Origin of the sequence: Saccharothrix syringae, from assembly GCF_009498035.1 — a bacterium.
Lineage (GTDB): Bacteria > Actinomycetota > Actinomycetes > Mycobacteriales > Pseudonocardiaceae > Actinosynnema > Actinosynnema syringae.
Genome location: NZ_CP034550.1, coordinates 5,589,776 through 5,603,021 on the forward strand (window position 1 = coordinate 5,589,776; position 13,246 = coordinate 5,603,021).

Annotated in this window: 11 protein-coding genes and 1 pseudogene; 5 read left to right on the forward strand and 7 right to left on the reverse strand. The window is 70.2% G+C overall.

Translation table 11 applies throughout. From position 1 onward, the window contains the following. Positions 1–48: 48 nt before the first annotated feature. Positions 49–1,431 (reverse strand): GGDEF domain-containing protein, encoded by a 1,383-nt coding sequence (locus tag EKG83_RS24250; protein WP_170191992.1) that lies wholly within the window; start codon positions 1,429–1,431, stop codon positions 49–51. Between the two features lie 85 nt (positions 1,432–1,516). On the opposite strand from EKG83_RS24250, the gene EKG83_RS49110 reads away from it, so the two are divergent. Beyond that, positions 1,517–1,651: a hypothetical protein gene (locus tag EKG83_RS49110; protein ID WP_265590283.1), complete on the forward strand. Its 135-nt coding sequence runs from the start codon at positions 1,517–1,519 to the stop codon at positions 1,649–1,651. A gap of 9 nt (positions 1,652–1,660) precedes the next feature. Here the strand turns inward: EKG83_RS49110 and EKG83_RS24255 are convergent, their stop codons facing one another. The 4 genes from EKG83_RS24255 to EKG83_RS24270 all read right to left on the reverse strand — a co-directional run bounded on the left by EKG83_RS24255 (position 1,661) and on the right by EKG83_RS24270 (position 3,898). Then, the gene (locus tag EKG83_RS24255) at positions 1,661–1,915 is read right to left on the reverse strand and encodes a hypothetical protein (protein ID WP_051767094.1); all 255 of its coding nucleotides are present in this window, start codon (positions 1,913–1,915) and stop codon (positions 1,661–1,663) included. Between the two features lie 445 nt (positions 1,916–2,360). Continuing rightward, on the reverse strand, positions 2,361–2,534 hold the full coding sequence (locus EKG83_RS24260; protein WP_153278336.1) for a hypothetical protein: 174 nt from the start codon (positions 2,532–2,534) through the stop codon (positions 2,361–2,363). A 398-nt stretch (positions 2,535–2,932) separates the two neighbouring features. After that, positions 2,933–3,352 (reverse strand): hypothetical protein, encoded by a 420-nt coding sequence (locus EKG83_RS24265; protein ID WP_033435999.1) that lies wholly within the window; start codon positions 3,350–3,352, stop codon positions 2,933–2,935. Positions 3,353–3,499: 147 nt separating this feature from the next. Further along, a complete protein-coding gene (locus EKG83_RS24270) occupies positions 3,500–3,898 on the reverse strand; it encodes a Scr1 family TA system antitoxin-like transcriptional regulator (protein ID WP_153278337.1) in 399 nt (132 codons plus the stop codon). Positions 3,899–3,984: 86 nt separating this feature from the next. Between EKG83_RS24270 and EKG83_RS49755 the strand changes: the two are divergent. The 3 genes and pseudogenes from EKG83_RS49755 (at position 3,985) to EKG83_RS24285 (ending at position 10,193) form a co-directional block, all read left to right on the forward strand. Beyond that, positions 3,985–5,876: pseudogene (locus EKG83_RS49755) on the forward strand (IS481 family transposase). A gap of 159 nt (positions 5,877–6,035) precedes the next feature. After that, the gene (locus EKG83_RS24280; RefSeq protein WP_033436001.1) at positions 6,036–8,939 is read left to right on the forward strand and encodes an AfsR/SARP family transcriptional regulator; all 2,904 of its coding nucleotides are present in this window, start codon (positions 6,036–6,038) and stop codon (positions 8,937–8,939) included. Between the two features lie 900 nt (positions 8,940–9,839). Further along, positions 9,840–10,193, forward strand: a complete 354-nt coding sequence (locus EKG83_RS24285; RefSeq protein WP_033436002.1) for a histone-like nucleoid-structuring protein Lsr2 — start codon at positions 9,840–9,842, stop codon at positions 10,191–10,193. A 245-nt stretch (positions 10,194–10,438) separates the two neighbouring features. Here EKG83_RS24285 and EKG83_RS24290 read toward each other — a convergent pair whose 3' ends face one another. Next, a complete protein-coding gene (locus tag EKG83_RS24290; protein WP_153278338.1) occupies positions 10,439–10,909 on the reverse strand; it encodes a hypothetical protein in 471 nt (156 codons plus the stop codon). Between the two features lie 538 nt (positions 10,910–11,447). On the opposite strand from EKG83_RS24290, the gene EKG83_RS48165 reads away from it, so the two are divergent. After that, positions 11,448–12,137: a transposase gene (locus tag EKG83_RS48165; RefSeq protein WP_228122182.1), complete on the forward strand. Its 690-nt coding sequence runs from the start codon at positions 11,448–11,450 to the stop codon at positions 12,135–12,137. Positions 12,138–12,451: 314 nt separating this feature from the next. Here EKG83_RS48165 and EKG83_RS24300 read toward each other — a convergent pair whose 3' ends face one another. Next, positions 12,452–12,688, reverse strand: coding sequence for a hypothetical protein (locus tag EKG83_RS24300; protein WP_153278339.1), 237 nt, complete (start codon positions 12,686–12,688; stop codon positions 12,452–12,454). Positions 12,689–13,246 lie beyond the last annotated feature (558 nt).

The following is a 13,246-nucleotide window of genomic DNA, read 5'->3' on the forward strand; positions in this document are numbered from 1 at the left end:
GACCACCCGGCCTGATGAGACCAAGCAGTGGCTGCCACGCGGTCAAGCTCAGCCAAGCTGGGCCGGAATCTCGACAGCCGGAGGCAGCGGAGCCACGACCACCTGAGCCCCACCGGCTTGCTTGGCGCGCTGCTGCGCTGCGTCGGCCGCGAGCAGCAGTTGGTCGACGGTGACTCCGTGCTGTGGGTAGAGCGCAACGCCGACCGAGGCGGGCAGGCCGAGCAGCTCGGTGGGCCCCGAGGTGGCGCTCACCTGCGTCCGGTGGGTGCGCAGTGCCAGCAGCAGACGGGTGCTGATGTCGTTGACCTGCTCTTTTCCGACTCCCGGCAGTAGGAGCACGAACTCGTCGCCGCCGAAGCGGGCGACCAGGTCGCTGCCACGCAGTTCCTGGCGCAGGACATCGGCGGCGGCCTGGATCGCGTCGTCACCGGCGGGGTGGCCCAGGTCGTCGTTGATCCGCTTGAACCGGTCGAGGTCGATCATGAGCAGGGCTGCGGGTCGGACCTGTTCCCGGAGGCGACGCAGCAATGCGGTCGCGAGCCGGGTGAAGAACACGGGATCGAGCAGGCCGGTCTTGGTATCGGTCTGCACCTGACGGCGCAGCTGCGGCAGGAGGAACTGCTGGTGCAGCACGACGACCGTCACCATGAGCACGAGGACGAGCCACGGCGCGTGGATCAGCAGCGCGGCCATGCCGATGCCCAGTCCCAGCGCCGCTGCGACAACGAGCTGGTCCGCCAGGTCGCCGAGCGCCGCGCGGACCGGCGCCTCGGGGTTGCTCACGCGCAGAACGGCGACCACCAGGGCGAAGTTGACAAACCACCACGTCACCGCGGCGGCCACCAGCACGAGCAGGCCCAGCCGTCCGGTCGGGATTGTCGCCGCATCGGCGAGCTGGCTCACGCTCAGCACCGCGGCGGCCCCGCCCGAGGCCAGGATGAAGGTGGCCGCGGTGAAGACCTTCTTGTGCGCCCGGCTCTGGCCGTCGACGCGGGCCCAGGCGTACAGGTACGTGATGGCCGTCAGCGCCGCGACCAGCGGGAGCGGCAGCAGCACGACGCCGGTGAACACCCACAGGCTCTTGAGGTTGACGTAGGGCGTGCCGGAGACCGCCATCTCGCGCATCCGCTCGATGCCGCGCGCGAACTCCAGATGCACCACGGCGGCGCCGCTCAGGACGGCGAAGCGCACCAGGTCGGTGCCGGTGACCGCGCCACGCACCGAGGTCAACGCCACGAGCGCGAGGGCGGCGACGTCGACGGCCAACACATAGGCGAGCACCGGCCGAGGTAGCTCCCACAGGTGCCAGGAGAACGGCTGAACCAGGCGCAGGCGTTGACCAGTGGTTCGCCGCTGCGAGGACGCCGCGCTCACACTCATGTCGTAACCCCATACGGTTCTACCCGGCCGCACCTGCGTGTTTTCCAGCACGGTAACTACGGGACTACCCGACGTCACGAGTCCGTCCGGGTGCGGTTTCCCCTGGCCCAGCACAACCCGTAACGAGGAGCACCCCATGCGCGTCATCGCTGGTAACGAGTGGACCCGGACCGCCACGACCGCCGCCCGCGGCAACGAGTGGACGCTGCGCCGCGACGGGAACGAGTGGACCCTGCGGGGTAACGAGTGGACGCCTGCGGCGGTGGCCTGACCAGGGCAGTCAGCTGGAGTTCGCGCGTCGCCAGGCCGCGGTCACCAGCGACGCGCCCACCGCGCCGAGCCCACCGGCGACCGCGACGACCACCGAGGCGGACGTCGCGGTCGCCGCGAGGCCGGCCGGCACGATCCCGCCACGCCGGGCGGTGTGCAGCGCGGTGGCGGCCGGCCCGAGGCACTGCCCGCGGCGTTCGTCCGGCACCAGCCGCACGAACGTCGCGCGGGCCACCACGTGGTAGCCGGACGCCGCGCCGGACAACCCCCACGGGGCACCGGCGTGAGCACTAGGCCCGGCCGCCATGCGCACAGCACGAGCGGTGCGCAGGCGGCCACCGCGAGCGGAACCATCAGGCGCTGGCGGCGCTGCGGACCCAGCCGGGCCACCAGCACGGTGCCGAGCACCGTGCCCGCCGGACCGGCCGCGAGCAGCAGACCCGCCGCCGTGCCCTGCCCGAGCTCACCGGCGTACGGCACGGCCAGCCCTTCGACGACGACGTAGCAGCCCGCGACGCAGGCCGGTGCGAGCAGCACCCCGAGCCGCCGGCCGCGTCGCCGCGCCTCCACAGCGGCCGGCTCCGGCGGCACGCCGGAGGCTTTGTCGCCGGAGAAGGCGATGCAGGCATTGGGGAGCCGTCAAACACCCGTCCGATGCGCCACTGCGCGGCGGTGAGCACGTCGATTCCCCCGCCTCGTCTGTCCCCTGCTCACCGGTCCTCGGTCGGGCGCACGCCGGGGGTGGAGGCACGGTGTTCCCGCCGGCGGGTCGTCCACTCCCGGAACCGGGCGATCCTGGTCTGGAGCCGGTCGACGTCGGCGCGGAGCCGGCCCGGGTCACGTCCGGTCCAACCGGTCTGCACGTCGTCGAGCAGCAGGTCCATCTCCTCGCGGAATCGATCGGTCTCGCGGCGCTCCAGGATCCCGGGGGGGTCGGAGCCTGGGCCAACGCGCGGTCCAGCGCGTGGGCGCGGGCCGCCCGCCCGGCCAGCACCACCGCCCAGGCCGCCTCGTGCACCCGCTCGACCACGACTAGGACCAGAACCCGGGCCACGGCCTCCAACGACTCGTCGGTCCGGTGCGGGCCCGTGCCGACGGCCTGCGCGATGGCGGCTCTCAGCTGTTGGAACACGGCGTCGAGGGGGCGCCGGTGTCATGCCCGGAGGCGGCGACGTCGTCCAGGGTCACGCCGTCCCGGATCAGCCGCCCACGCGCGGTTCTTCGACGGCACCTTCCCTACGCCGCCGATGCCCTATCTGGTCCCCTGCTTCGTCACCGACGCCTACGAGCGCGGCCGGATCGCCGTGCGTCCCGATTGGACGCGCCTGCTTCCCGTCTCCGCCGACTGCGGCCAGGCCCGCTGAACCCGACCACCGTCGCGCCGGGCGGGTCGACAGCGACCTGCCTCGCCCTGCGTCGATCCCGCTGTCCGGCCGGGTGCCGTGTGCAGGGTGCTCTGGCGGCCGTCGGCGGGCAGGTACCTGCCCGCGGTGATCGCGTAAGCCAGTGCGGCCAGCGTCGCGTTGATCTCCGGGACGTCGGCGGGCGGTCCGTCCGACTCGGCCACGGCCTGGCGGACCGGAGCGACATGTTCAACAAGACGGGCGGGGTCATCCGGCACGGCGCCCGCGGAGACGATGTTGGTGGAGACGGCGTCGGCGGAGACGGCGTCTGCGGCGTCCAGCACGATGCGGGCGATCACCGGGAACCCACAGCCGGATCAGCCCTCAGGGTGACGCCGCCGGGGTGTGCAGTTCGCGACCGGTCGACGGGGCGGCGTGCGGGCGGCGCGGGTCGGTGCCGGTGCGCCGAGGAGGCGTCGTAGGGCGGGCCGTCGTCGGGTGGGGTGTCATCGGGTGGGGTGTCCTTCGGTGGTCGTGGCTGCCGCCTGGTGGATCGCGGTGCCGCTGAGGGCGTCGGCGCGACGGCGCAACTCCTCGACGGTCCGGTCCGGATCGAGCGCGATCCGGTCCAACTCGGCCACCAACGGCCTGTAGACGGCGTCGTGTCCTTCGGTGAATACCGTTGCGGTGGCCGTCCCGGTGTAGGCCAATGACCGCAAGGGCCGGGCGAAGGTCATCAGGGTAAACGAATCCCGTGGGCCGTGTCGCGCGACCGGCACCAATCGTACGCGGCGATGCAATTCCCTGCCCGCGAATGCCAACCACAGCAACTGGTTGCACATGACGTCCGTTGCGTCGTCATTCGGAACGGGTGTCGAGAGTGCCGATTCGTGGATGTAGAACACCTGCCGCTATGTGGTCTCAGGAGATCCTTGACGTTTCGTACTCAGGACATGCTTGACGATCACCGACGTCCTGATCTTGTGACTCTGTGGATCAAGAAACACTGGCGGAGTACCGCTATCGAGCGGTGTGCGAGGTGCTCGGCGGCTCCCCAATCAGCGAAGTCGCGGCCCGCTACGGCACGTCCCGGCAGTCCCTGCACATCTGGCGGCGGCGGTTCCAACAGGAGGGCATGCCCGGTCTGGCCGACCGCTCCCGCCGGCCACGCACCAGCTCGAATCGGGTCATGGCCGAGATCGAGGCGCTGACCTGCCAGTTACGCCGGCAGCATCCGCGTTGGGGCGCCCGCCGGATCAGCCACGAACTGGGGCGGCGTGGAGCTGATCCCACGCCGTCACGGGCGACGGTCCACCGCATCCTGGTTCGCAACGGACTCATCGATCCTCAAGCCCAGCAACACAAACGCAAGTACAAGCGATGGCAACGGGCCGAGCCCATGCACCTGTGGCAGATAGACATCGTCGGCGGTGTCCCGCTGGCCGACGGTCGGTCCTGCAAGCTGGTGACCGGCATCGACGACCGCTCCCGGTTCGTCGTGGTTGCGGCGGTGGTCGCAGTGCCGTCCGGGCGGGCGATCTGCGCGGCGTTTACCGCGGCGATGCGCCGCTACGGCGTCCCGTCGGAGGTGTTGACCGACAACGGCGGGCAGTTCACCGGCCGGTTCATCAAGCCCCAGCCGGTCGAGGTGCTGTTCGAACGGATCTGCCGGGACAACGGGATCAAACAGCGCCTGACCAAGCCGAGTTCGCCGACCATCACAAGGAAGGTTGAGCGGTTGCAGAAGACACTGCGGGAGGAGTTTCTCGATCGCGTCGCACCGTTCGAGTCTGTTGCCGCCGCACAGGCCGCGATCGACGGGTGGGTCGAGAGCTACAACCGTCAGCGCCCCCACCAGGCCCTGGACATGGCCACCCCAGCCGGCTTTTCCGCCCCAACGGCCCCACCCGTCTTGACCTCGGCGCGGACCCGGGCGGTGTCACCGACACCGATGACCCATCCGAGGAGGCGGCCCCGCATCCCGACACGCCAGAACAACGGCCGGCAGCGTCGACGCTGCCGGTGGACGTGATCGAACCGCCCGCCTTGCTCACAGACGGCACTGTCGAGGGCGCCGCGGTGGAGTTTCAGGCACGGGTTCCGCCCAGCGGCCAGCTCACCGTTTGCTCCGGCCGTCAATCGATCGGTCTGCACGAGAGCATGGCGGGCCGGCTGGTGACTGTCTGGGCCGACCTGCGCAGCGTCCATGTCAGCCTCGACGGGCACGTCATGCGCACCGTCGCCTCCCGGCTGCGCCCCGAGGACCTCCAACATCTGGCCATGCGCGGTGCCCGATCTGCTGGGCCGCCGCCCGCCAAGCCCGCGCTGCGCCGCCGCAACGGCATCCCGGTACTGCCCGAGGGCGGCGCGGTTGAGGTCGAACGGTCGGTGACCAAGGACGGCCGGGTGACTATCGCCGGCCGCCCGCATCTGGTCGGGTTCGCCTGGGCCGGCCGCAAGGTCACACTGCGCCTGGACGGGCATCTCATGCACGCCATCACCGACAACGCCCTGATCGGCACCTGGCCCTGCCCGGTCAGCACCGACCGCCTGGCCGGCATTCACGGCGCGCGAACCCCGTCGACACCGCTGCCGCCTCCGCCGCTGCCCGCTGGATCGCTTCGCGCGCAACGGAAAGTGCACGCCACCGGGCGGATCATGGTCGGTGGTCAGCGGATCAAGCTAGGTCCCCGCCACCGCGGCAAGGTCGTCACCGTCGTCATCGAGGACACGCACCTGCGCGTCTTACACGGCGATGAAGAGATCGCCGTCCGCCCTCGTCGCGACCTCACGCCGATCACTCGTCTCCACGTCACCGGCGCCGGCGTCAACCCGAGATCGCGTCAAGCGTCTCCCAACGACAAAACGTCAAGCAAGTCCTGAGACTTCACATTGACAGGCTGTGGCGGGTGGTGTCGTCGGCGCTCGGTGTCGTCCGGTAACAGGACGTGATTCGGATCGTCTGTTCAGCGGTGCCGCACCAGGAGTGGCGGGCCTAATCAGGACTTCTTCGCGGGGTGCCGGGCGGGGGAGGTCTGTGCGGTGGAGGTGGAGTTGCGGGTGTTGGGCCAGGTCGAGGCCCTCGTCGACGGGACACCGGTCGACCTGGGGCCCGCCCGGCAGCGGTGCGTGCTGGCGGTGCTGCTGGTCGAAGCCGACCGCCCGGTGGCCACCGGGCAGGTGATCGACCGGGTCTGGGGCGGACAGCCGCCCCGGCGGGCCCGGCAGCTGGTCAGCAATTACCTGTCCCTGCTGCGCCGACTGCTCGCGGACGCCGACCTCGCGGGCGAGGTAGTCGTCGAGCGGCGCGGCGAGGGCTACGTCGTGCTGGTCGATCCCGACCGGGTGGACCTGCACCGGTTCCGGCGCCTGGTCGCCCGGGCCCGCGCCGAGACCGACCCGGCCCGGGCGCTGGAGCTGCTGGAACAGGCCGCGGCGCTGTGGCGGGGAGAGCCGCTGGCCGGATTGGACACGCCGTGGATCACCGGCGTGCGGCAGGGGCTGGAGCGCGAGCGGTTCGCCGCCGACACCCACCGCATCGACCTGGCGCTCCAACTCGGGCGACACACCACGCTGCTGCCCGAGCTGACCGACCGCGCCACCACGCACCCGCTGGACGAACGCGTGACAGCCCAGCTCATGCTCGCCCTCTACCGCTGCGGCCGCCAGGCCGACGCCCTGGACCACTACCAGCGGCTGCGTACTCGACTGGTCGATGAGTTGGGCGCCGATCCCGGACCGGACCTGCAACAGCTCCACCAGCGCATCCTGGCCGCCGACCCCGCCCTGACCGCCCCCGCGGCGCAGGTGGGCCACGCGCCGGTGGTGCCCCGCCAGCTGCCCGCCGCGCCCGCGCTGTTCACCGGCCGCGTCCCCGAACTCGCCGAACTGGACCGCACCCTGACTTCCACCGTCCCGAACGGCGAGGGCGTGTTCGCCGAGTCGGACGCGGAAATCCGGGACCCGCTGGCGGGGACGGTGGTGATCTCGGCTATCGGCGGGGCCGGCGGCATCGGCAAGACCTGGCTCGCCCTGACCTGGGCCCACCGACGGGCCGACCAGTTCCCCGACGGCCAACTGTTCGTCGACCTGCGCGGCTTCAGCCCCACCGGGCAGCCCACCAACCCGGCCGACGCGCTGCGCGGCTTCCTGACCGCCCTCGGCGCCGACCCCGGCAGCCTGCCCTCCGACCTCGACGCCCTGACCGCCCGATACCGCAGCCAGGTCGCCGACCGGCGGATGCTCGTCGTGCTGGACAACGCCGCCACCGCCGACCAGGTCACCCCCCTGCTGCCCGGCGGTACCTCCTGCACCGTGCTGGTCACCAGCCGCACCCGACTGGCCTCCCTGATCGACCGCCACGGCGCCCGCCACCTGCACCTCGACGTGCTCACCGACGCCGAAGCCCGAGCCCTGCTGATCACACGCCTGGGCACCGACCGCGTCACCGCCGAGCCCAACGCGACCGACGAACTGCTCGAGCTGTGCGGACGCCACCCGTTGGCACTGGCGATCGCTGCCCGTCACGCTGCCACCCGCCCACAGGTCCCGCTGACCGAGGTCGCCGCCGAACTGCGCGAACTCGGCCTGGAGATGCTCGACCACGACCACGACACCGACCCGGCCGCCAGCCTGCCCACTGTGCTCTCCTGGTCCCTGCACCGGCTCACTGACCAGCAGCGGGTGGTGTTCGCGCTGCTGGGCATCGCACCCGGCCCCGACACCACCCTGCCCGCTGCCGCCAACCTCACCGGCCTGACCCCGGCCCACGCACACAAGACCCTGTCCGCCCTGGAGAACGCGTCACTGCTCGAACGGCGGCCCGGCGGCCGCTACACCATGCACGACCTGATCCGCGCCTACGCCGCCACCACCGCCCACGACCTACCCGAACACCTGCGGGAAGCAGCCCTGACCCGGGTGATGGACTTCCACCTGCACACCGCGTTCGCCGCCGAACGCCTGCTGCACCCCCACCGCGATCCGATCCATCTGGACCCGCCCGCCCCCGGCGTCCACCCCCAGCCGCTGCCCGACTACCCGGCCGCACTGGCCTGGCTGGACGTCCACCATCCCCACCTGCTCGCCGTCCAGCACACCGCCGCCGCCCACCACCGCCACCAGGTCGTGTGGCAGCTGGCCTGGAGCCTGACCACCTTCCACTACCTGCGGGGACACCACCACGACCAGTTGGTCGTGTGGCAGGCCGCCGCCCACGCCGCCGAGCACCTGCCCGACCCCACCACCCGCATCCTCACCCAGCGGCACCTCGGTCTCGGCCACACCGAGGCGGGGCTGTACGAGCAGGCCACCGACCACCTGCACCAGGCGCTGACCTTGACCGAACACCACCACAACCCGACCCAGCAGGCCCATACCCACCACGACCTGGTGCGGGTCTGGATGCGGCGAGGAGACGACCGGCAGGCCCTGGAACACGCCCGTCACGCCTTGGCCCTCTACCACGACCAGCCTCGGTGGCAAGCCCGTGCGCTCAACGCGGTCGGCTGGTTGACCGCGCGCCTGGGCGAGTTCGACACCGCCCGCGAACATTGCCGGGCAGCCCTCACCCTGCACCGCCGCCACCACGACGTCCACGGCGAGGCGGGCACCCTAGACAGCCTGGGCTACCTCGAACACCAAGCCGGCCGGCACCGCCAGGCCGTCGACTGCTACCAGCAGGCGCTCACGCTGCTCCGCGACCTCGGCCACACCACCGCGGTCGCCGACTCCCTCGACCGCGTCGGCCACTCCCACGCCGCGCTCGGACACCACCACCAGGCCCGCGCCGCCTGGCGGGAAGCCCTGGAGCTCTACCGGGAACAAGGCCGCGACACCGACGCCGACCGCGTGCAACACCAACTCGACGACCTCGACCCAACGCCGGAGCAAACCGACCCGTCAGGCGCGACCAGGAATACGGAGAACGAGCAGAGCCGCGGATAAACACCGTGATCCGCGCCGGTGCACACCACGGCAGACCCGCTCGCGCGCCCTCGGTCCTCCAAGCTCAACCGATCTCCGACCGGCCCACCAAGTGCGGTTGCCATCCGCTGCCGCCACGACAGTCCCAGCCGCGTTGCCCCGCCCATCGATCACCACACCACCGCTGACTCGGAAGAAGCACGGCCGAGTCGGTCACCCGCCGATCAGGAGGTTGAACAACACCGCGATGACGGTGCGGGTGGTCGAGTACACACTGGAGGATCTCACTGTGTCGCGGTAGGTCGCGCCCTACCGGTTGATCACCACTATCCTCGGCCACCGTCGGGCGCCGGCGAAGGAGTTGGCGGCGTTGTACCGTCAAGGTTGAGAAATCGAGACCGCGCTGGACGAGCTCAAGACCCACCAGTGCGGTCCCGGGCAGGTGTTGCGCTCGCGCTCGCCCGACGGGGTCGAGCAGGACGTCTGAACGCATCCGTTGGTCCACCATGGGATCCGCTCGCTGATGCACACCGCCACTACTGAAGCCCGCTTGGACCCCGACCGGCTTTCGTTCGTCCACACCCTGCGCCTGGCCCCGCCAGACCACCGCCCAGACCGGGAGTCCGAGGTTTGCTCAACGAAGTCGTCGGTTCCCCCTCAAATCTGGTGTCGACAGCGTGATCGAAAGAGGCACCGATGGATCCGGACCGCAGACCGGAGCCGGACAGCAGGAAGGCTCTTCATGCGTCAACAGCAACCGACACCACCCAACATTCCGCTCACCGGAATGTATTGCATCCCCTCGTGCGGGTAAATATGATCACAACACCCGACAGGCCGGTTGTGCGTTCACTCCGACCCTATTCATGCACCATGCTCGCAGCGATCGCGGAACAGACAACCCCGAGAAGGAGTCTTCGCATGGCACAGCAGACCATCGTCCAACTGATCGACGACCTCGACGGCGGCGAGGCACACGAAACCGTCGGTTTCGCCCTCGACGGAGTCGACTACTCCATCGACCTGTCCACACCCAATGCCGACAGATTGCGCAACACGCTCGCCGACTTCGTCGCCAAGGGCCGACGAACCGGCAGCCGCACATCACGCAGCGCCGGGCAGCGTCGCACGCGGACCACCGTTCCCGCTGGTGGTGACAAGCAGCAGAACCAGGCGATCCGCGAATGGGCCAGGAGTCAGGGACGGGACATCTCGGACCGGGGACGTATCCCCGGCGCGCTGATCGAGGAGTTCCAGCAGGCCCACTCCGCCTGAAATCGCCTTGCGGGCCAATGACACCCCGCCCGCCCGGTAGGTGCCCAGGGGCGTCGCGGCCGGATCGGTGACGGTGAACCACGGCGTCAGCGGGTAGCCGGGACCGCCGGACTGGCCGACGAAGGAGTAGTCCTGGGTCAGCGCGGGCGTGCCCGAGCCCTTGGCGACGGTGATGCCGGTGAGCGCGGTCATCGACGCGGTCGAGGCGGCCTGGTCGTCCTGCACGTACCCGGAGGCGTAGAGGGTCAGTACGGTGCGGCCGGGCGTCTTGAGCCTGGTGTTGATCGCCGAGCGCACGGCGGACAGCACGACGTACGTGTTGGGCAGTACGGCGAGCTTGATGGCGCTGAGGTCGAGGTGCCCTTGGTCAGGTCGCTGAGCAGGTAGTGGCGGACCGGCGTGCCCAACCGGGTCAGGTCCTCCACGAGGTTGGGCAGCTGGTCGCCCGCGAACCCGTAGGAGTTCTCCCCAGCCGGTGTGAGCGCGGCCTGGTAGTTGGGCGACACGTCGTCCGCGAACACCGCCACCTGGGGTTGGTAGGCGCTCGCGCCGCCGTGCCGGATCTTGTCGACGGCCCGGAACACCGACTGGAGGTTGGCCCACAGCGCTTCCAAGTCGCCCGCCCTGTCGGGACGGCCGAACCAGCCGACGCCCTGCAGGTCGAGCAGGTGCACGGCCCGGCCGCCGATCCCGGCCGCGATCAGGTTGCGGCGCAACACCCGGATGCTGTCCCACAGGTTCGTGACGGTCCTGGAACGGGATCGGCCGGCAGTCCACCTCACAGGCGAGCAGGGTGCGGGTGTCGTCCTCGTCCATCCTGTGCCGCTCGAAAAGTCATCGTCGCTGGTAGGGCAAGGGGCCACCGTGTTGAGAGCATGGCCGGGTGATCGTGTCCCTGCTGTACAAGGTGACCCGGAGGTTGCTGTCCGTGCCGTCGGTGCTGCTGCGCGGCGAGGCGGCGAAGAACGCCGAACTGCTGGTGCTGCGGCACGAGAACGCGGTCCTTCGTCGGCAACTGACGGGTCCGGTCCGTTACGCGCCCGCGGATCGGTTCTGGTTCGCCGCCCTGTCCGGGTTGGTGGACCGTCACCGATGGCGGGAGATCTTCCCGGTCACGCCGGGCACCCTGCTCGCCTGGCACCGCAAGCTCGTGGCTCGTAAGTGGGACCACTCCGCGCGTCGACGCACCGGACGCCCACCGACTCGAGCGGCGGTCAAGAAGCCCGTGCTGCGGCTCGCCCGGGAGAACCCGCGGTGGGGTCACCGGCGGATCCAGGGCGAACCGGCCCGACCCGGCGGAAGTTCCTCACCGCCCAGGCCCAGGGCATCATCGCGGCGGACTTCCCCCACCTCGACACCGTGCTCGGCAGGCGCCTGTACGCACTGGCGTTCCTCGAACACGACACCCGCCGCCTGCACGTCACCGGCGTCACCTCTCACCCGACACGGGAGTGGACGACCCAGCAGGCCGGGAACCTCGCGACTGACCTCGGAACGCGCACGGAGCCCCCGCGTTTCCTGCTACGCGACCGCGACGGCAAGTACGGCGAAGCGTTCGACACCGTCTTCCAAGCCGACGACCTACGCATCATCAAGAGCGCGCCACAGGCACCTCGGATGAACGCCCACTGCGAACGGGTCACCGGCACCATCAGACGCGAAGCCCTCGACCACATCCTGATCACCGGCGAGAGCCACGCACGGCATGTCCTCAACACCTACGAAGACCACTACAACCGACACCGACCCCACCAGGCCCGCGACCAACTACCACCCGAAGCTCAGCAGCACCCCACCGCGGCACACGCCCCCCGACACCCACAGACCGCACCGCACCCGCATCCTCGGCGGACTCATCAACGAGTACAGACATGCCGCTTGACCAGCAACGACGACTTTTCGAGCGGCACACGTCACGCCTCCAAGGACGACACGTCGGGGTGACCGATACGCACCAGGACGCCCAACCAACGAAGTGACCGGGCGCCGGGCCGCCACCGTGGCACTGACGGGCGCTGCCGTGGTGGCGACCCCCGGCTGATCCTCCTCTGGTTGTTCGGAGTCGACGGGGATCGGGCACCGCTGCCCTATGGTCCCGGTGGCCAACTCGGCAGTGGCCATCCGCACTCGGGCCAGTAGCCCTCGTCCTCGTAGGCCCCCTCACCCGGTCAACGTATCGGGCAACCAGATCGACCCGGCCGCTGCCAGCCGGCGGCGAGACCCACCGGCCAGCCGCACACCACCGTGATCGCAGACCTTCACGGCGCCCACGGGTAACCGGCCACGTCCTGGTCGAACGCGGCATTCAACTCCGCGTCGCTGATCCCATCGTCCGGTCGCAGCGAACTGTCCCCGCCGAATCCGGCCGCGTTCAACACCGCCCACACAGCGTGGGCGACGGCCGCGTACTCGCGGACTGTCACATCGGCTGGCAGCAGGATCTCCAAGCGTCGGGTGGGCATGCCGCACAGCGTGCCCCGCGCATCCTCGGCCACGCGAGCCCTCGACCGCATTCCCCTGTCCCGGTGGTCCACCCGCTGCACGCGCCGACGCCAACGACCGAGGATGCTCCTATAGAAGTTAAGCTGTCGGTATTGGGGTGGTTCGGGCTGTGTGGCTGATTGCTGTGCTGGTCAGGGCGCGGTAGACCTCGCGGGCGATGAAGCGTTTGAGGCAGCCGATGCCTCCCGGAACACCCTGAGCTCGCCTTCCACGACCGGTTGCCGTGCGTGCGCGACACGGTGTTTCGGTCGGGGACCGATGCGGCTCGGGCAGAAGCGGCGGGTGGTGTCGAAGCCGGGTGGCGGTGTGAGCGGGCTGAGCGTGGCGGTGGCCAGGGCACCGAGGAGGTGTTGGTAGCCAGAATCAGCCGGACGGTTGTCATCGCGGCGGAGAGGACCTCGCTGCTGGAGTGACCCGATCCATGGGCGCGGTCGGCAGCTCCGCCGACAACGCTGCCGAAAGCCTCAACGCATCCTTCAAAAGCGAAACTCCTGGAGCGCCGTCCACACTCTGCCCGTGCACCCCTGTGGAGACGCTGAAGCCTGCTTAAG